Here is a 19,056-nt window from a genome sequence, read left to right on the forward strand (position 1 = left end):
CGTGACACCTAACACGCATTGTGGTCATACAACAGGTTTTTGAAAGGATACTCTTTCTATGTGTGGAATAGTGGGATTTGTTCATATGCCCTGTAGTTATACAAATGCAGAACAACTGATAGATGCTATGTGCGCAGTTATTCGCCATCGCGGTCCTGATGATCAGGGGACCTGGGTAAGCCAGGAGGGCAACCAGCAAACAACGACAGCGCTCGGCATGCGTCGTCTCTCCATTATTGATCTTGCAGGCAGCCACCAACCAATTTTTAACGAAGATAACAGCAAATTGATTGTCTTTAATGGCGAGATCTACAACTATCAAGCCTTAAAGCAAGAGCTACAAGCAAGGGGTCATCACTTCCGTACCGACGGTGACAGCGAGACGATCCTTCACGCCTATGAAGAATATGGAGATGACTGCGTCAAGCATCTGAGTGGCATGTTCACATTTGCCATCTGGGATCTGAGAGAGCAACGGCTTTTCGCCGCACGCGACCGCTTCGGCAAAAAGCCACTTAACTACTATTGGGATGGTCAATTCCTGATTTTTGGCTCCGAGATTAAATCGATCCTCGAAGCGAATATTCCACGCGAGGTGAATCCGCTTGCCCTCGACGAATTTCTCGTCTACCGCTATGTGCCATCGCCATTGACGCTCTTCAAAAACATCATGAAGGTGCCGGCCGCCCACATCCTGATCTATGAACACGGACAGGTAAGGACAAAACGCTATTGGGATATCTCTTTTGAGCATAGCTGCTTCGATGATGAAGTTACAGCCATACAACGGACGAAAACGCTGCTCGAAGAAGCCATTCGCTGCCGTTTGATGAGCGAGGTCCCCCTGGGGGCTTTCTTGAGTGGTGGCCTGGATTCCAGCGTGGTCGTCGGGATGATGAGCAAGCTGATGACGCAGCCCGTTAAGACATTTTCGATCGGCTTCGAAGAGGATGCGTACAATGAACTGCCATATGCACGCCAGATTGCCAGGCATTTCAACACGGATCATCATGAATTTTTCGTCAAATACGATCTGGTCTCAATCCTCCCCAAACTCGTCTGGGCCTACGATGAGCCATTCGCAGACTCGTCAATGCTACCAACATACTACGTGTCCAAACTGGCCAGCGAACACGTCACTGTTGCACTTACCGGAGATGGTGGAGATGAGATCTTCGGAGGCTATGAACAATATCGGCGAGAATATCAAATTTATCACATCCCCTCAATAGTACGCAACTCACTGGCACACGCCTCCTACCTGCTACCAGACGGTATCCGAGGCAAGAAGCGCCTGAAGACCTGGCTGCGTGACTACGGTACACGCAGTATTGAGGCAGCGATGCTCTTTCCCGATTACACACGGGCAGAGCTCTATTGCGATGACTTCTTCCAACAAGTACACGACCACGTGCCTTTCGAACGCCACTTAAGCATCTATCGTGCAGCGCAGCACCTGGACCCGACCGCCCGCGTCCAATATGCTGACACGCTTACGTACCTGACCGATGATATTCTCGTGAAGGTCGATAAGGCCAGCATGCTCAACTCACTGGAGACACGAGCCCCTTTATTGGATTATCATCTGGCGGAATATGTGGCCTCGCTGAATCCAGCGCTACGCGTCAACAATGGACGCATCCACGAGGGGCATGGCAAATATCTACTGAAAAAAGTCGCTCAGGACTTACTACCAGCGGATATCCTTGAGCGACCCAAACGAGGCTTCGCTGTTCCCATCGGGAACTGGTTCCGTAAAGATATGCATAGCTATGCACATGAAATACTTGGATCAGCCCAGGCACGAGGCCGTGGTATCTTTAGCGACAAACTCATACATGATCTCTTGCGAACCGATGGTGCAAGCACGCTCACCAATCACAGCCAGGCCCTATGGACACTGCTCTGCCTTGAATTATGGTTCCAGACCTACATAGATACACCAACAAGAGCACAATCAGCTCATTCGGCTCCATACACACAACCAGTATCATCAGAAGCACCATTAAAACAGAACTGATACGCATAATTTGTATAGAAATTTTTCTAGTTACAGATGCAATTGATCTTATGAAGGGAAGTGTTTATGTGCGGCATTTGTGGAATATATAATATACACAATGACGAGTCAATCTCACCCCAGATGGTTGACTATATGATACGCCTGATCGCTCATCGAGGACCGGATGATAGCGGCATGTATATTGATGGTCCCATTGGCCTGGGCTTTGCTCGCTTGAGTATTATTGATCTCAGCGGCGGTCATCAGCCAATGTGTAATGAAACTGGCGAGATCTGGATTGTCTTTAACGGCGAAATTTGGAATTATAAAGAGTTACGCCAGGATTTACAGGCCAAAGGACATCTCTTCCGCACCAATAGCGATACAGAAACGATCATCCATGCCTACGAAGAGTATGGCACAGACTGTGTTGCCCGCTTGCATGGAATGTTTGGCTTTGCAATCTGGGATGCTCCTCGTCGACGACTCCTCCTGGCACGCGATAAGGCCGGAAAAAAACCGCTCTATTATACGCACCTCAATGGAGCAGTGATCTTTGGATCAGAAATCAAGGCCATCTTAGGTCACCCGCACATCAAACGTGAAGTTGATATCCAGGCCATGGCCGACTTCCTGAGCGTCCGCTATGTACCTGCTCCAGCCACGCTCTTTAAGCATATTGTGAAGGTCAAGCCGGGTCACTGGATACTCTTTGAAGATGAGCATGTCCATGAGGAGTGCTATTGGGACTTCACATTCGGGAAGGTGGAAAAACAAACAATCCCTGACTATCTGGCTGGCATCAGACAACACGTCCAACGAGCCGTCGAGGAGCGGATGATGGCCGACGTTCCCGTTGGCGCAATGCTCAGTGGTGGCGTCGACTCCAGCATCATCACAGGCATCATGAGTCAGCTCACCAACCATAAAGTCAATACATTTTCGGTAGGCTTTGATCATCCAGACTATAGCGAACTACCCTATGCTCGTATGGTCGCCAATCACTTTAACACGGATCATCATGAACTTGTTGTCAGTTCCTCGGATCTGACTCAATACTGGCCCCTGCTGACCTGGCACCGCGATGAGCCAGTCAGTGAGCCATCTGATCTGGGAGTTTACCTGGTCTCCAAACTGGCACGGCAACATGTCAAAGTTGTGCTATCTGGTGAAGGGGCCGACGAGCTCTTTGCAGGCTATCCAAAGTATGTCGTTGATTGGCTGGCAAAATACTACCATATCCTGCCAAAAGCGGTACGCGATCAAGCCATACAACCGTTGTTAGAACGCCTGCCATACAGTATGCGTAAAGTAAAAACGGCCGCCCGTAATATTTCCCAGCCAGCGCCACAACGCTGGATGAACTGGTTCGGTATCTTCAATGGATCGCTCAAAGAGCAACTCTTAACGCCTGCAACGAAGCAGGCGATTAATCTGGACTCAAGTCGAGAATTCAGCCGCTGGCTGACAAACAATCCACAACGTGATGACCTCTCAGCCATGCTCTATCTCGACACCAAAATATGGCTCCCGGATAATCTCTTAATGAAGGGCGATAAGATGACGATGGCTGCCTCACTGGAATCACGCATCCCTATGCTCGACCATCAACTGATCGAATACGCTGCCAGCATTCCTTCAGCCGCCAAGATTAAATCATTCAAGACAAAATACCTGCTCAAACAGGCATTCGCCGATTTCTTACCTGAGCCAATCCTCACCCGCAAAAAGATGGGGTTCAATGTCCCCACAGGCATCTGGTTCCGTTCTGGACAACGGCAGCTGATCAATACTCTGCTCCTCTCAGAACGTGCACGCAGTCGGGGCTACTTTCAATATGAGTATATCGAGCAAATGCTGCGCGATCACTTAGATGGCAAGACAAATTATCAAGCGCAGATCTTCACGCTTGCCAGCCTGGAACTCTGGTTTCGCGTCTTTATTGATCCTCCCAACCTGGAGAAACCTCTAGGATCAGTTGAAGACTTACTCTCTGAGGAGTATGCCATCGCCTCGGCACACTAATCAACCAGAAAGGATGCACCTATTCTATGGCAGAGACAATGATGACATCACCGGCAAAGCCCTTTCGCGTCCTGATGGTAACGGGTATCTATCCAACGCCTCAACGCCCCCATGCTGGCACCTTTGTCAAAACGCAAGTCGATTCGCTCATCAAGGCGGGATTAGAGGTAGAAGTACTCCATCCTGAGATCGGACAGCCGGCGCTGCTACGTTATGCCACAACGATTATACAGATCTGGCGCAAAGCGCTCAGTGGACGCTACAACGTTATCAATGGACAATATGGACTCTGGTGCCTGATCTGTCGTCTACAATGGACAACCCCTGTCGTAGCGGCCTACCTGGGCGACGATATACTGGGTACGATCAAGTCAGATGGCAGCTACAGCTTTAAGGGAAATCTAGTAGCATGTATCAGTCGACAACTTTGCTACTGGGTTGAGGCCGTGATAGTAAAGTCGGACCAGATGAAACTGGCCGCACGAGGGCCTCAAAAAAAGATTTTTGTAATTCCTGATGGAGTTAACTTCGAACAGTTTCGTCCTATCGGACGTGCAGAAGCACGGGCAGAGCTCGGTTGGAAGCAAGATACATATTATGTACTCTTTGGAAATAATCCACGCATCCCCGTCAAGAACTTCGCACTCGCCCAGGCGGCTGTAGAACAGGTACGTGCGAGGGGGATAGATATCGAGCTTATTGTGGCGAGTGGCGTTTCACATGAAACCGTTGTGCAGTATATGAATGCCAGCAACGCACTCATCTTATCATCGCACGCCGAAGGCTCTCCCAACGTAGTCAGAGAAGCGATGGCCTGTAACGTTCCTGTCGTGGCAACCGATGTCGGCGATGTACGTGCGGTGATTGCACAGACAGCAGGCTGTACCGTTTGTACTCCAAACAGCGTGGAGGAGATGGTCGCCGGAATTGAGATCGCGCTCGCACACCCAGAAAGAACGACTGGACGTCAGGACACACAGCACCTCTCCAGCGACGTCATTGCACAACAAATCATCGACGTTTATGAGCAAGCAACAGGTATCAAGATCCAGCGGCAGCCAGCAGAAAGCATCGGGCCATTAACGAAGGAGAGAGCCTATGCCCAGGAATAAGAGAGTATTGCTTATCGTTGAAAATCTCTCAGTTCCAGCCGATCCGAGAGTCTGGCGCGAGGCACAGACCTTACATCAGCATGGCTATCAAGTCAGCATCATCAGTCCATGCGGAGAAGATAGAGATACGGAACTCTACATATGTATCGGAGGCATTCATATTTATCGCTATCGACTCTCAGCCAACATCGAAAAGGCTACAGGCTATATCAAAGAGTACGCCCAGGCCATGCTTCATACGCTAAGACTCAGTATTAAGATCTGGCAGCGTCACGGCTTCGACGTCATTCATACGGCCAATCCTCCGGATACCTTTTTCGCGCTAGGATTAGGTTATCGTATCTTTGGCAAGAAATTCATCTTCGATCAGCATGATCTCGCCCCAGAAATGTTCGCAATCAAGTTCAAAGGGCGTATGAAATGGCTATATAAGCTACTTCGACTCTTTGAGAGACTCTCTTATCGGACAGCCAACCTCATCATTACAACCAACGAATCGCAGAGGCGTCATGCGATTGAACACGGACACTGTCAACCAGGAAAAGTTATCGTTGTACGTAATGGTCCAGACGATACGCACTTTACAGCACTCACACCTGAGCCAGAACTGAAAATGGGTTATAGTTACCTGTTAGCCTATATCGGTGTCATGGGGATACAGGATGGGGTTGAATACGTACTCTATACGCTCAATGAACTGATACATAAACGTCAGCGACAGGATATTGGACTGGTCTTGATGGGCGATGGCGATCAACTTCCCGCGCTTAAAAATCTCACCAACGACCTACAGTTGAATGATCACGTCCACTTCACTGGCTGGATAGGCCAAACTGAGCTACTTCGCTATCTGAGCGTTGCCACTATTGGCCTCTCTCCCGATCCCAGCAATCAGCTCAACGACCGCAGCACCATGCTTAAAACGATGGAGTACATGGCAATGGGATTGCCTGTCGTTGCCTTTGATCTACCTGAGACACGCTACTCAGCAGGAGATGCAGCCCTCTATGCTATCCCCAATCGCATAGAGGATTTTGCCAACAAAGTTGAGATACTTTTAGCGGATGCTACTTTAAGACAGTCCATGGGCACATACGGTCGTAAGCGTATTGAGGAAGAGCTAAGTTGGAGTATAACAAAAAAGCAACTCTTAAAGGCATATCACCAAGTATTCGCACACGAAAATGATGTACATACCACTACTCATAAGCAACGCATAACTGCGCAATCTTTTAGAGATGTAAGTAAAGTTCGATAGATTATCTACGATTGTCATCAAAATAAAATAGAAAGGATGATAGAGATATTTCTACTTATCCAGGAGGGTATCTCTATCAAATAAAAGAGATGAGCTCAGCACGCTATCTAGTCACAGGTGGAGCAGGTTTTATTGGATCACACATTACAGCAGCTCTGCTTAAGCAAGGGGAATCTGTACGCGTATTGGATAACTATGCCACCGGCCGTTCAAGCAATCAAGAGGCTTTCTTGGGATTGCCAGGACAAGTTGAAATCCTTCAGGGAGATATCCGCGACAGTGAGATTGTGAAGCAGGCAGTACAAGGAGTCGAGGTTGTATTTCATCAGGGAGCACTTGCCTCGGTACCGCGCTCCATTAGTGATCCTGTCAGTTCGCTTGAGGTGAATGTAAACGGGACACACAATGTCCTGGTTGCAGCCCGCGATGCCTCAGTACGTCGCGTCGTTTTTGCCAGTTCCTCATCTGTCTATGGAGATACTCCGACGCTTCCCAAACAAGAAGACATGCCAACGACTCCCCTATCGCCCTACGCCGTCCATAAACTGACTGGCGAACTTCTATGCAACGTCTTCACGCGCATCTATGGGCTGGAAACAGTGGCATTGCGCTACTTCAACGTCTTTGGGCCGCGCCAAGATCCCAAATCAGAGTACGCAGCCGTTATTCCACGCTTTTTGACCGCTCTCCTGACCAGAGGACAGCCAGTCGTCTTCGGAGATGGAGAACAAACACGAGACTTTACTTTCGTTGAGAATGTTGTGCAAGCCAATCTCAAAGCGGCTATAGCACCTGATGCAAGTGGACAGGCCATGAATATCGGCTGCGGTACACGGATATCGCTCAACGAGGTACTGAAGATTGCCGGAGAGCTACTGGAAACAAAAGTCAAAGCAGATTACCGTCCAGAGCGACCAGGAGACGTCAGAGATAGTCTGGCAGACATTCATAAGGCACAACATTTAATCGGTTACAAGCCTACGATCGACTTCTCCGCAGGGCTGTCTCGTACTCTTGACGCTCTACGAGTGACACAGAAATAACGTATCGATAAGAGCATATGTTGAGAGCAGCCTCTTACGCACTGCGAGAGTTCATAGATACATCCTCTCTCCGTGTGTAAGGGCTGCAAGGAAGACTACTGGACGACTTCGACGATAGGATGACGGACCATCTCTAGCGACTTTTGAGCAGCTTCCAAAACACGTACGACAGCCAGGCCAACCTCGCCATTGGCACGGGGCTGCTCTCCTGTACGAATAGAATTGGCGAAATCTTCACATTCCAGGCGCAGGGGCTCTATCCAATCTATATGTGGAATAGTAATTGCACCATAGCGATAGGATACAACCGGGTCTGCATGGATATCAGCACCTTTATTATAAATTTTTATCATCTCGGACGGATTTGTATCGTCATAAACAACCATTCTGGCATCGCCAATCACAGTCACGCGCCGAATTTTGCAGGGATGTAACCAGCTGACATGGATATGAGCAGACATCGAGTCATCAAACTCTAGATCTAGATGAGCGACATCGCAGATTTGCGATTGAAGATGAGCATGAGCCTGGACCTTGACTTGCATCGGTATCTTACCAAACAGATACAGCAAGATCGATACATCATGCGGTGCCAGATCCCAGATCACATTTGTATCGCTACGGAATAATCCAAGATTGACACGTTCCGCCTCCACGCAATAGATTCTGCCAAGATCACCGCTTTGCACAAGCTTACGCAGCTCATTGACAGCTGGACTATATTCAAAGGTATGTCCCACCATCAAAATCAGACCTCGCTGATGTGCGAGCGCCACCAGTTCCTCTGCTTCGGCGACGCTTGCGGTCAGAGGTTTCTCGACCAAAACATGCTTATTATGCAGTAACGCCTCTTTAGCCAGGCGATAATGCGTACGAACTGGGGCAGAAATAACCACTCCATCGACGTCGGACTGTAACACGTCATAAAAATTTGTCGTTGTCTTAATCCAGGGCTGGCTTACAACAATTGAGTCGAGACGATATTGATCCAGATCAGCTACCATTGTCACAGACACTTGAGAGAGACTTTCAAGATTGCGAGCGATCTTGGGTCCCCAATAGCCCCAACCAATAATCCCTAAACGTAGATCTTTTCTCATTGAAACAATCCTTTAAAGCCGGTAGAACAACTACTTTTTGAGCGAGAATGGCACGTGAAGAGAAGATACGATAGGCTTACCAACAGACATTCTCTGTCAGCAGATCACTATTATGGATGCCCAGGAGCCATAGAGTTGGTGGCAAAACGCTTTACGGCTTGAATGACACGCTGAATCTGCTGTTCCGTGAGTTCTGGATACATGGGTAAGGATACAATACGTGCAGCAACGGCTTCAGTTACAGGCAAGGAGCCAGGCTTGTAGCCATAGTCAGAGCAGGCCGGTTGCAAGTGAATGGGGGTTGGGTAATGAATATTGGTGCCAATACCATCCTCTTCAAGCGATGCGCGAAAACGTTCACGTTCAGAAACCTGCACCACATAATAACAATACACGTGGGTTGCCCAGGATTTGACAACCGGAACAACATCAACGTACTCACTCAAGTGTGCGGTATAGGTTTGAGCATGAGCCTGTCTGGTACTATTCCAGCGCTCCAGATAGGGCATCTTTACAAGCAAGACGGCCGCCTGCAATTCATCCAGGCGGGCATTAGAGCCCATAATTTCATGGAGGTAACGCACACGAGATCCATGATCCCGCAACATCCACATCTTCTCAGCCAGAGCAAGATCACTGGTCGTACAGATACCAGCCTCGCCGAAAGCGCCAAGATTCTTACTGAAATAAAGACTAAAACAGGCTATATCTCCAAAGGAGCCCACCCGTTGTCCTGCATAGGTAGCGCCATGAGCTTGAGAAGCATCCTCAATCACCCGCAACTCATGCGCGTGAGCAAAATCCATAATAGGCTTCATTTCCGCAGCGTGTCCATAGAGATGGACGGGAAGAATAGCACGCGTGCGGGGAGTCACAACCTGCTCAAACTGCCGCCAATCCATCAGATACGTCTCTGGATCAATGTCGACAAAAACAGGCCGTGCGCCAACTGCCGCAATAGCTTCGACGGTCGCAATGAAAGTATTCGCGACCGTGATAACCTCGTCCCCAGGGCCAATATCACAGGCTCGCAATGCAAGCTCAAGCGCAGTCGTACCCGAAGAGGTTCCAATTCCATAGTGGCAACCACAATAGGTAGCAAACTCCTGCTCAAAAGCCCTCTGACGTGGACCCAGAAAGAGTTGCATGCCCTCAAGAACCTCTTCAAAAGCCAGCATGATCTCCGGCTTTAAGGCCCGATACTGAGCGCGTATATCAACGAGAGGTATATATTCAGATGACACGATAAATTCCACTCCTTTAACATGTACGACATCTATTTCCATAAATTTTTGACGTACCCTATAACATCCTAAATGGACAGACCCACCGACTATACCCATCCATTACTATAGATTTATGCTCACATAATAGCAAATGTAGGTGCCAGTAAGATGACTATATGGGTGTTAGATAGGTGAATGTAGCCATAAACAGTAAAGAATAGACAACCATACATGCATTTTCACATACAGCACGTCTGAACTTTTCGACACTTATTTACAAGCTCTTCACCACATCTCTATAAAAATACTCACCAGTTATGCACCTTCATCGTCTACTATTGAAATCAGAGAGAACAGAAAGGAAAAATACACTGCAAGCTTTTTTTCTGATGCACGCATTTCTTAGGGGAGGGCACAATGATTGTTCAATCGACGTCCGTCCACACGATCAGCTTCAAGACGGGCTACTTGAGAGCAAAACGTGTACTCGATATCACTTTTACGCTTCTCATTGCACCTTTAGTTATTCTCGTTGGTATTGTTGTCGCACTATGTATTAAATTGACATCGGAAGGTCCTATCTTTTTTCGCCAGCAACGTATCGGGCAGGACGGGACAGTATTCGAAATGCTCAAGTTCCGCTCGATGTATGTTCATAGCGACCAAATGGTTCATCGCGAAAAAATTCTTCTGTATATGAATGGACAAAAGCTTAATCAAGATAGCACTGGCGATATGGCTTATAAAGATGTCCACGACCCACGCATTACTCCGATTGGTCGCTTTATTCGTAAAACAAGCCTGGATGAAATTCCGCAATTCTGGAATGTTTTAAAAGGCCAAATGACATTAGTTGGACCACGACCTCCTCTCCCGTATGAGGTTGAACTCTATACAGCACATGAATGGCTAAGAATGGTAGGCAAGCCTGGGCTGACAGGAACATGGCAGGTCTATGGGCGCTCACGCGTCACTTTTCAGAGCATGGTTGAGATGGATATTGAATATCTCAAGCATCAATCGATCATCACTGATCTCAAACTTATCCTTCTGACCGTGCCTGTGATGCTCATCGCCCGCGGTGGTGGATGAATACATAGCCTTGCGCTGGAAAGAAACACATAAAAATAGAACAAGGCGATGCCATTTTTTCGGAGCTACCGCCTTGTCCTATAAGAAATGAGGATAACCAATGGATACATATATTTTTTACGGATCGCTTGAGAAACGCCGGAGCTGAGAATATTATACTGACATCACGCGCAGGGGGCGAATATTTTCATCATTATTTGAACGACGAATCAATGTATAGCCTACACCAGGTATAGTAAGAATATAATAAGGGTTACCTGGATTTGGCTCGATCTTCTGGCGCAGATGGCGAATGTGCGCTTTAATTAAGCCCGCGTCTCCATCACCTTCATAACCCCAGACATGAGTCACAATCTGACCAGCAGTGCAGACATCGTTTGCATTTACAGCCAAAAGATGCAACATCTTACTTTCAGTAGGTGTCAAACGGGCAACTTTGCCATCAATAGTGACCGCATTATGCAACGCATCAACACAGATTGGTCCCACATGGATAAGAGAAGATGGTCGGCTCTCTAAAGTGTTACGAGATCGGCGACTAACCGCACGAATACGAGCTAATAATTGAGATGGAAAGAAAGGTTTGCGCAAATAATCATCCGCTCCCGACTCCAGGCATCGCACCTCATCATGGACGTCTTTCCCATCAGTCACCACGACAGTGAGAGCATCGTGTTTCATGCGTAGATCGCGACATAGACTCAGCATATCAACATCTTTGAGTGCCGTATCCATAATGACAAGATCTGGCTGCTGCTCTAACCAAACAGATTTAGCCCGATCAGCTGTATATGCTCGATGTACCTCATAGCCAAGTGTCTTCAGCCAACTTGTAAGCATCTCAACCAGATCCCGATCGCTATCAATAACCAATAACTTCATTGTTTTCCTCACAGACTTTGTATTGCCTATGCACCACCTAAGACTTACTTCGGAAGAGGTCGGTAAAAATGTTACACACAATTACAATACGATACAATGATACACCTCCTAGTCCACATAGCCAAACAAATCAGCTGTGACAATCAAATAAAGAATCAAATAGATCTTTATCCGATAGATGCATATAGAATGATAGCGATTAGGCAGCCAGTGTTAACTTGCTATCACTCTGTTTCACCAACACACTTATTTCATAGGATAAACGCTATCAGAGGAGATATTTATGCCTTTGCATATATTAGTCAATCTATACATTGCCAACAAGAGATTTTTGGAGATTTTCAGCCAATTGGATACTTTTCTGGCGAAGCATTAGTGGAGATTTTCACAATACAATATATCATCCATTGTTCCATCTCATAACTTTTATAGCTTGTTGAATGGCCCGTGCATCAAGCAATGAGAAAAACACATATATCAATGTTTACTTTTACATGTTGGTAACCATTTTACAGCAAAATCAAAATCATGCTTATTTATAAGATTTTGCTTATCGTCTGATAAGACTATACCCCATACGCCTTTAGATTTCAACGTGTCATATGGTAATTTCTCACAATATGAGCAGTAATGAAACCAGCAAATTTGAGAGAAAGTAGTTTTTTCGACTAGAAATTTAACATTTACAGCCTATAAAGAATATGGCTCACATGCATTTCAAAGCAATCATGGAGGCTCAACCGTCTGGAGGGAGAAGTAATACGGGCATTGACTACCTTTATACAGATAAATTAAAAATTGCCCGTACCAGATGGAGGTAAAACGCATAATATCGGGTCTTGGAGAAAGTTGGGATAACTATTTTATATGATGTGCAAAATAACCACCAATTTTTACTATATGTTATTCTTACATAGTAATTAACAATCCTACGCAGATCCCCAAAATGCCACCGACAAAAACTTGTATAGGTGTATGGCCGATCAACTCACGTAATCGTTTCTCCGCAACAGGGCTCCCCTGAAATGCTTCTTCAATCATTTGGTTTAAAATGCGCGCTTGTATGCTCACGGCGCGACGCACACCAGCGGCATCATACATCACGATGCTTGCCAGCACGACAGCAATAGCAAAATCAGGGGACGTAACGCCCAGAGTGCGTCCAGCAGCAGTCGCTAAACCCGTCACCAGGGCAGAGTGGGAACTGGGCATTCCTCCAGAAGAGACCAGACGACTAAGCGATAATTTGCGCTGCTTAAATAATTCCAGGATAGTCTTGCTTACTTGAGCAATGGCCCAGGACAGAAATGCCGCCAATAGGACGCGATTGTCAAAAATTGTTGTATTATTTATCATACGTTTGCAGTAAAACTCCCTTTACAGGTCAAGCGGTGAAACAGAGGGAATATCAGAACCCTCATTCACATTAAGTTGCTGCACTGAAAGCTCTGCCTTCTGCAAAAGTTCATTGCAGTACTGTGCCAACTGCATCCCATTCTGATATTGCTGTAATGCTTGCTCTAAAGGGACTTTCCCTTCTTGCAGCGCAGTGATTGAGGCTTCGAGCTGTTCAAATGCTTCTTCAAAGGACAACGATTCCATTTTCTCCCCCAGAAAAGTGTGTGTTAAGATGGGCGCACCTCTACCGGTATCTGTCCATCCTGAACTTGTACCGTCAATATGTCTCCTGGTTGAACCTGTTGAACGCTGGTAACAATCTCCTGATGTTGCTGTTGACGCACTACGGCATAGCCACGAGCAATGGTCAAGAGAGGACTTAATGAGTGCAATTGTAAGCTTGCACCACGTAATTGCTCAGCGCGCATCGATAAGATATGCTGGAAAGAAATTTGCAGTCGATCTGTATATTCATCAAGTTGCTGGCGGCGCTGCGCGATCAAATGCCGTGGACTAAGGCGCTGAAGATCATGGAGTTTATACGCCAATTGTTCACCAAGATCCTCGATATGCTCTGTCATCAAAGCAGTCAGGAGCTGTTGCTTCTCCAGAAGATCTGTATACCAATCAGCGATATCAGGCGTTGCCGCGGCCGCGGCCGCCGTTGGCGTAGACGCACGATAATCAGCCACAAAATCCGCGATGGTGAAATCAGTCTCGTGACCCACTCCACTAATGACGGGAATACGCGATCGCGCAATCGCTCGCGCTACGACCTCTTCGTTAAAAGCCCAGAGTTCTTCAATCGATCCACCGCCTCGACCAACAATCACCACATCCGCCTCATCGTGCTCATTGAGTAGATCCAGAGCCGCCGCAATGGAAGCAGGAGCGCCCGCGCCCTGTACCAGCGCAGGTGACAGAATGACACGAGCCAGCGGATAACGGTTGCGCAACGTACGTACAATATCGCGCAAAGCGGCAGCCTGAGGGGAGGTAACAATGCCAATTACGGCAGGTCGCTCGGGTAGGGAGCGTTTACGTTCTGGCGCGAAGAGCCCTTCAGCTTCTAATTGCGTTTTTAATTGCTCGAAGCGACGAAAGAGAGCCCCTTCTCCAAGAAGCATGACCTCATCGACATAAAACTGTAACTTCCCGTCACGTTCATAAAACGAGATACGGCCATTCACAGCCAGCGCCACACCATCCCGCAATGTAGGGGCAGAGGTACGCAGGCGCGCCGATTTAAAGAAAACACAGGATATCTGAGCATCTCCCTCTTTCAATGTAAAATAGCAATGACCAGAGGGATACGTCTTGCAATTCGAGACCTCTCCATGAACCCAAACATTTTGCAAGACATCATTGGTCTCCAGCAATTCTTTAAGATAGAGAGCCAGAATAGAAACACTGATGGCAGATGGAGCCCCAAGAGCATCCAGAGGAGGCATAGGCCTTATGCCTCCTCTGAACTATCAATACTCACCAACGGCTGTCCATATTCGACGGGCTGCCCATCCTGAACTAAAATCTCAGCCACGCGCCCTGCAATCGTGCTTTCAACCTCATTGATCACGTTCAGTGATTGAATAGTACCAACCAATTGGCCTACTTTGACATGATCACCAACAGCAATCACAGGGCCACCCTTAGGTTTGCCCCAGGAGTGGAAAATGCCCACCAGCGGAGCAACAATCGTATGTTTTACATCCGTCACAGCGATATCAGCCGCTGAGCCAGCCGTTTGAGATCCAGATGCCATCAGCACAGAATATTCTCCGTTTTCGTCTCCCACCTGCGCTTTAGCCTTACGTAATACCAGATGCATACTCTCTTGAGGCAACTTCACCTCAATTTCAGAAACATCGCTCTCATCAAGCAATCGCACCAGGCGTCGCAGCTGCCCAACGCTTACCTGTTGAGCAGAGGAGGTATCCTCATCGAAGCCAGTTTCAACCTTATAGGGATACTGTTTATTTTGATCCATAGAAGACTCCATATATGCACTATGCGCATTATGATCAGTATGCTTCCCAAACATAAGCGTCCAGGATTGCTCGAAAAGAGATACGAAAAGAGATATAAAAACAACGATACCTTTAAGCACGCTCGACATAAGCTCCTGTGGTGGTGTTCACGCGAATCAGATCGCCAGTGCTCACGAACAAGGGCACATGCACAACCAGGCCAGTCTCAGTGGTAGCTGACTTTGTGCCGCCAGTAGCTGTATCACCTTTGAAGCCAGGCTCTGCATAGGTCACACGAAGCACAAGTTTCTCGGGCAATTCCACCGACAATGGCTCGCCATCATAACTGACGATATCCAGTTCCAGGTTATCGATCAGATAGTCTTTTGCGTCGCCCAGCTGAGCTTCAGACAAAACAACATCATCGTAGGTACGCGTATCCATAAAATGATACTGCTCTCCCTCTTGATATTGATACGTCACGGTAGCGCGATCCAGATAAATACGCTTGAACTTATCACCGGCATCACAGGTACGATCAACGATAGAGCCCGAACGAAGATTGCGTAACTTCATCCGCACAATCGCCCCACCACGTCCAATTTTTACATGCTGCCACTCAATCAAAGAACAAATCTGTCCCTCAAACTCAATCGTCACACCTTTTTTCAAATCACCAGTAGAAATCATAAAAGGACACTCCTTTAGCGTGGAATCACCAATTCAGTCGGTGATTGCGTTAATACTTCAACACTATCTTCATTTACCAGAACACAATCCTCTACACGTGTACCAGTCCATCCAGGAATATACACACCTGGCTCAACCGTCACGACACAGCCCACCGGCAATTTAAAATCTTCAGGGGCACGTTGTCCAAGGGAAGGATTCTCATGAATCTCAAGGCCAACTCCATGGCCAGTACTATGAATATAATATTCAGCCAAACCTGCCTCAGCCAGCACATCACGAGCCAGAGCATCAGCCTCACGACCTGTAAGGCCGGCATGTAACTGCTGCTCACATGCTTTCATGGCACGCAAGACCGTTGCATAGACCTCTTTCATACGAGCTTCAGCTGGCTCGCCGAGACAAATGGTACGCGTCATATCGGCGCAGTAGCCTTTGTAGCGTGCTCCCATATCAATGGTGATCAACTCCCCGAGTTGAATGCGACGCTCACCCGGAACCGCATGCGGCATTGAGCCATTGGGACCGGAAGCAACAATTGAGTCAAACGAAGTGCCATCAGCGCCTAGCTCAACCATCTTACGCGATATTTCCAGAGCAACAGACTTTTCAGTCATGTCAGGTTGAATCCATTGACAGAGATGAGCAAACGTTTCATCTGTAATCGCAATTGCCCGCCGCAAAGCGTCCAATTCATAGGGCTGCTTGATATAGCGCAAGCGCTCAACTATGTTCTTTTCAAAAGGCTGTAAAGTAAAGATACCTTCACCTGCGCTACGAAGTTGCTCATAGGCTGTATAGCGAATCACTGGAGCTTCAAAGCCAATCTTCTTCCAACCATACTCTTGAGCCAACCTGGCGATAGACGGCGCAGAATTACGCCCCTCAGGGAGGACGATATCCCAGCCAGAAGCCTCACGCGCAGCCACTTCAGCATAAAGCGCATTCGTCAGAAGAATTTGCCGTTGTGCACTCACTAAAAGGATATTGGCGCCCTCTTCATCATTAAGCCAACCGCTCAAATATGAGGCACTTTGTGGGTGCATCACACAAAATGCATCGATACCTTGCTCAGCAATCCAGGTTCGAAATTGTTGTATGCTCTCTTGACTCATGGCACTATCTCCTTCTATTTACTCGCCTACCAGAGCAGTCAATGCTTCTAGAGCCAGCACATAGCCACGCCAACCAAGGCCAGCTATCTGCCCGCGACAAACCGGAGCAATCACCGAATGATGCCGAAACTCCTCACGTGCGTAGACATTGCTTAAATGCACCTCAATCGTTGGAAGTCGAGCATCGGCCACTGCGTCGCGGACAGCAATCGAATAGTGGGTAAAAGCGCCAGGATTCAACACAATCCCAGCCGAATTCTCGCGATGCTGCTGAATATAATCAATCAAAGCACCTTCATAATTCGACTGAAAACACTCCGCATTCACACCCAGGGTCGCAGCACGCAAACGTACCGCATCATGGATTTGCTCCAGAGTCATCGTACCATAAATAGCAGCCTCACGCGTCGCCCCCAACATATTGAGGTTAGGCCCACTCATAATGAGGAAATTTAGCATGCAATTCTACTTCTCTTCTATAAATGACGTGACAACACGTTCAACCAATTCGTCCGGCAATGGCATAGCAACCACCTCGCCAATACTTTTCGGCATAATCCAACGGACACGCTTCCCCACAACCTTCTTATCGAGTTGCATCGCATCCAGGATAGCGCGAGCATCAGCAGTGCCAGTATAAGTTGTCGGTAGTCCCAGAGCAACGAGAAGTCGGTTTTGACGAGTTACATCACTTGCTGCAAACATACCAGCCTCTTGAGCCAGCGTTGCCGCCACAACCATACCAACAGAGACAGCCTCGCCGTGTAGCCACTCACCGTAACCAGAGACATTCTCCAGCGCATGCGCAAAAGTATGCCCATAATTCAGGATTGCACGCAGCCCCTGCTCACGCTCATCGCTCTCGATCACAGTAACTTTCAAATCAATACAACGTGCAATGATCTGACAGAGTAGAGCAACCGGAGCGTCAGAAAATTCCCGTAGAACATCCGCTTGAGCCTCTAATAAGGCGAACAACTCAGCGTCAAGTATGATACCATACTTTACAATTTCTGCCCATCCCTCTGTACGAGAACGTTCTGGCAAAGAAAGAAGCACGGAAGGATCAACCAGGACCAGTTGAGGATGATAAAAAGCTCCGATCAAGTTTTTCCCACGCGGATGATTGATGCCTGTTTTGCCACCGATAGCTGCATCGACCTGCGACAGGAGCGAGGTGGGAATCTGGATCAATGGCACACCACGTAGATATGTGGAGGCCACAAAACCTACCAGATCCCCAACCACGCCACCTCCCAGAGCAATAATTGTTTCTCGTCGTTCGGCATGAAGTTCCAGTAACCAGTCATAGAGCTCAAAAAGCTGCTGTTGAGACTTACTGCCTTCACCGGCCGGGATCGCATAGACATGGGGGTCAAATCCCGTTACCCGCAGGCTTTCTACCATCGAAGGAATATATTTATCATGAATGTTGCTATCCGTCACAATAAAGACACGTGGCGATACCTGCAATGATTGAAGATACGCTGGCAGGCGCTGAAGTCCTTCCCAATCAACAACAACATCGTATCCTGCACCAATCTGGACACGACGCACAATCGGGGCCATCTCAGCAGGCTGTTTCGAATCAGTAAGCATTGTAATAATCTCCATAGCTATCTGCTCAACACTTTTATCTTGGGTGGAACAGATAATTTCTGCTTCTCTATACCAGGGCTCGCGCGTAGCCAACATCGCTTGAAGGTTCGTCAGAGGATCAGGACCAGATAAGAGAGGTCGTATCTCAGGAGTATCTCCCTGCCGCTGCTGGCTGGCATGTTGAGCTTGCAGGCGTGCCAACGAGATATGTGGGGCGACTTGCATAAAAACGCGTACCCCAGATTGAGCCATCAAAGCACGATTCTCAGATTGCACCACGATACCACCACCAGTGACGATGATGGCATCGCGATAATCTTGAACCGCTTGGGCTAAAATTTGACTCTCTAGAGAACGGAAATAGGCTTCTCCATGCCGAGAAAAGATGGTAGGAATACGCTCTCCATATTCCTGCTCGATGAGTTCATCGATATCAAGTAAAGGACGTCCCAGGCTTTGAGCTATCCGACGTCCGACAGTGCTCTTTCCACTCCCAGACAGCCCTATCAAAAATACATGCTGCATAGCCGCTATTGTACCACGATTT

At 47.7% G+C, this 19,056-nt stretch carries 17 protein-coding genes; 6 read left to right on the top strand and 11 right to left on the bottom strand.

What is annotated here, in order from left to right:
* Positions 1 to 58 precede the first annotated feature (58 nt).
* The 5 genes from asnB (AC27N8_RS17495) to AC27N8_RS17515 all read left to right on the top strand — a co-directional run bounded on the left by asnB (AC27N8_RS17495) (position 59) and on the right by AC27N8_RS17515 (position 7,440).
* Positions 59 to 2,020 carry an asparagine synthase (glutamine-hydrolyzing) gene (gene asnB / locus AC27N8_RS17495; protein WP_487068680.1) on the top strand — a complete coding sequence of 654 codons (1,962 nt, stop codon included), beginning with the start codon at positions 59 to 61 and terminating at the stop codon, positions 2,018 to 2,020.
* Positions 2,021 to 2,086: 66 nt separating this feature from the next.
* The gene (gene asnB, locus AC27N8_RS17500) at positions 2,087 to 4,027 is read left to right on the top strand and encodes an asparagine synthase (glutamine-hydrolyzing) (RefSeq protein ID WP_487068681.1); all 1,941 of its coding nucleotides are present in this window, start codon (positions 2,087 to 2,089) and stop codon (positions 4,025 to 4,027) included.
* Positions 4,028 to 4,053: 26 nt separating this feature from the next.
* Positions 4,054 to 5,139, top strand: coding sequence for a glycosyltransferase family 4 protein (locus AC27N8_RS17505; protein WP_487068682.1), 1,086 nt, complete (start codon positions 4,054 to 4,056; stop codon positions 5,137 to 5,139).
* Positions 5,126 to 6,397 (top strand): glycosyltransferase family 4 protein, encoded by a 1,272-nt coding sequence (locus tag AC27N8_RS17510; protein WP_487068683.1) that lies wholly within the window; start codon positions 5,126 to 5,128, stop codon positions 6,395 to 6,397. Before AC27N8_RS17505 ends, AC27N8_RS17510 begins: the two co-directional genes overlap by 14 nt.
* A gap of 89 nt (positions 6,398 to 6,486) precedes the next feature.
* Positions 6,487 to 7,440 carry an SDR family oxidoreductase gene (locus AC27N8_RS17515; protein WP_487068684.1) on the top strand — a complete coding sequence of 318 codons (954 nt, stop codon included), beginning with the start codon at positions 6,487 to 6,489 and terminating at the stop codon, positions 7,438 to 7,440.
* Positions 7,441 to 7,535: 95 nt separating this feature from the next.
* Here AC27N8_RS17515 and AC27N8_RS17520 read toward each other — a convergent pair whose 3' ends face one another.
* Positions 7,536 to 8,540, bottom strand: a complete 1,005-nt coding sequence (locus AC27N8_RS17520; RefSeq protein WP_487068685.1) for a Gfo/Idh/MocA family protein — start codon at positions 8,538 to 8,540, stop codon at positions 7,536 to 7,538.
* 110 nt (positions 8,541 to 8,650) lie between these two features.
* Positions 8,651 to 9,784: a DegT/DnrJ/EryC1/StrS family aminotransferase gene (locus AC27N8_RS17525; protein WP_487068686.1), complete on the bottom strand. Its 1,134-nt coding sequence runs from the start codon at positions 9,782 to 9,784 to the stop codon at positions 8,651 to 8,653.
* A 399-nt stretch (positions 9,785 to 10,183) separates the two neighbouring features.
* Between AC27N8_RS17525 and AC27N8_RS17530 the strand changes: the two genes are divergently transcribed.
* Complete coding sequence (locus AC27N8_RS17530) at positions 10,184 to 10,858, top strand: sugar transferase (RefSeq protein ID WP_487068687.1); 675 nt, start codon at positions 10,184 to 10,186, stop codon at positions 10,856 to 10,858.
* A gap of 153 nt (positions 10,859 to 11,011) precedes the next feature.
* Here AC27N8_RS17530 and AC27N8_RS17535 read toward each other — a convergent pair whose 3' ends face one another.
* From AC27N8_RS17535 to aroB, 9 genes are all read right to left on the bottom strand, one after another.
* Complete coding sequence (locus AC27N8_RS17535; protein ID WP_487068688.1) at positions 11,012 to 11,740, bottom strand: response regulator transcription factor; 729 nt, start codon at positions 11,738 to 11,740, stop codon at positions 11,012 to 11,014.
* Positions 11,741 to 12,649: 909 nt separating this feature from the next.
* Positions 12,650 to 13,096 carry a divergent PAP2 family protein gene (locus tag AC27N8_RS17540; protein WP_487068689.1) on the bottom strand — a complete coding sequence of 149 codons (447 nt, stop codon included), beginning with the start codon at positions 13,094 to 13,096 and terminating at the stop codon, positions 12,650 to 12,652.
* Between the two features lie 21 nt (positions 13,097 to 13,117).
* Positions 13,118 to 13,342: an exodeoxyribonuclease VII small subunit gene (gene xseB / locus AC27N8_RS17545; protein ID WP_487068690.1), complete on the bottom strand. Its 225-nt coding sequence runs from the start codon at positions 13,340 to 13,342 to the stop codon at positions 13,118 to 13,120.
* Between the two features lie 23 nt (positions 13,343 to 13,365).
* On the bottom strand, positions 13,366 to 14,589 hold the full coding sequence (xseA, locus tag AC27N8_RS17550) for an exodeoxyribonuclease VII large subunit (protein WP_487068691.1): 1,224 nt from the start codon (positions 14,587 to 14,589) through the stop codon (positions 13,366 to 13,368).
* 5 nt (positions 14,590 to 14,594) lie between these two features.
* Complete coding sequence (locus AC27N8_RS17555; RefSeq protein WP_487068692.1) at positions 14,595 to 15,125, bottom strand: acetyl-CoA carboxylase biotin carboxyl carrier protein; 531 nt, start codon at positions 15,123 to 15,125, stop codon at positions 14,595 to 14,597.
* 112 nt (positions 15,126 to 15,237) lie between these two features.
* Positions 15,238 to 15,795 (bottom strand): elongation factor P, encoded by a 558-nt coding sequence (gene efp / locus AC27N8_RS17560; RefSeq protein WP_487068693.1) that lies wholly within the window; start codon positions 15,793 to 15,795, stop codon positions 15,238 to 15,240.
* Positions 15,796 to 15,809: 14 nt separating this feature from the next.
* Positions 15,810 to 16,910 (bottom strand): M24 family metallopeptidase, encoded by a 1,101-nt coding sequence (locus AC27N8_RS17565; RefSeq protein ID WP_487068694.1) that lies wholly within the window; start codon positions 16,908 to 16,910, stop codon positions 15,810 to 15,812.
* Positions 16,911 to 16,928: 18 nt separating this feature from the next.
* A complete protein-coding gene (aroQ, locus tag AC27N8_RS17570; protein ID WP_487068695.1) occupies positions 16,929 to 17,369 on the bottom strand; it encodes a type II 3-dehydroquinate dehydratase in 441 nt (146 codons plus the stop codon).
* 6 nt (positions 17,370 to 17,375) lie between these two features.
* A complete protein-coding gene (gene aroB / locus AC27N8_RS17575) occupies positions 17,376 to 19,034 on the bottom strand; it encodes a 3-dehydroquinate synthase (RefSeq protein ID WP_487068696.1) in 1,659 nt (552 codons plus the stop codon).
* Between the last annotated feature and the right edge of the window lie 22 nt (positions 19,035 to 19,056).

The organism is Dictyobacter sp. Z7_2 (genome assembly GCF_057551105.1).

Excerpts from the sequence above, each read along its gene's own strand:
- AC27N8_RS17515 (WP_487068684.1), top strand. The coding sequence starts at position 6,487 with ATGAGCTCAGCACGCTATCTAGTCACAGGTGGAGCAGGTTTTATTGGA.
- xseA (WP_487068691.1), bottom strand. The coding sequence starts at position 14,589 with ATGCCTCCTCTGGATGCTCTTGGGGCTCCATCTGCCATCAGTGTTTCT.
- asnB (WP_487068680.1), top strand. The coding sequence starts at position 59 with ATGTGTGGAATAGTGGGATTTGTTCATATGCCCTGTAGTTATACAAAT.
- AC27N8_RS17505 (WP_487068682.1), top strand. The coding sequence starts at position 4,054 with ATGGCAGAGACAATGATGACATCACCGGCAAAGCCCTTTCGCGTCCTG.
- AC27N8_RS17530 (WP_487068687.1), top strand. The coding sequence starts at position 10,184 with ATGATTGTTCAATCGACGTCCGTCCACACGATCAGCTTCAAGACGGGC.
- AC27N8_RS17540 (WP_487068689.1), bottom strand. The coding sequence starts at position 13,096 with ATGATAAATAATACAACAATTTTTGACAATCGCGTCCTATTGGCGGCA.
- AC27N8_RS17510 (WP_487068683.1), top strand. The coding sequence starts at position 5,126 with ATGCCCAGGAATAAGAGAGTATTGCTTATCGTTGAAAATCTCTCAGTT.
- AC27N8_RS17535 (WP_487068688.1), bottom strand. The coding sequence starts at position 11,740 with ATGAAGTTATTGGTTATTGATAGCGATCGGGATCTGGTTGAGATGCTT.
- aroQ (WP_487068695.1), bottom strand. The coding sequence starts at position 17,369 with ATGCTAAATTTCCTCATTATGAGTGGGCCTAACCTCAATATGTTGGGG.
- asnB (WP_487068681.1), top strand. The coding sequence starts at position 2,087 with ATGTGCGGCATTTGTGGAATATATAATATACACAATGACGAGTCAATC.
- xseB (WP_487068690.1), bottom strand. The coding sequence starts at position 13,342 with ATGGAATCGTTGTCCTTTGAAGAAGCATTTGAACAGCTCGAAGCCTCA.
- efp (WP_487068693.1), bottom strand. The coding sequence starts at position 15,795 with ATGATTTCTACTGGTGATTTGAAAAAAGGTGTGACGATTGAGTTTGAG.
- AC27N8_RS17520 (WP_487068685.1), bottom strand. The coding sequence starts at position 8,540 with ATGAGAAAAGATCTACGTTTAGGGATTATTGGTTGGGGCTATTGGGGA.
- AC27N8_RS17565 (WP_487068694.1), bottom strand. The coding sequence starts at position 16,910 with ATGAGTCAAGAGAGCATACAACAATTTCGAACCTGGATTGCTGAGCAA.
- aroB (WP_487068696.1), bottom strand. The coding sequence starts at position 19,034 with ATGCAGCATGTATTTTTGATAGGGCTGTCTGGGAGTGGAAAGAGCACT.
- AC27N8_RS17555 (WP_487068692.1), bottom strand. The coding sequence starts at position 15,125 with ATGGATCAAAATAAACAGTATCCCTATAAGGTTGAAACTGGCTTCGAT.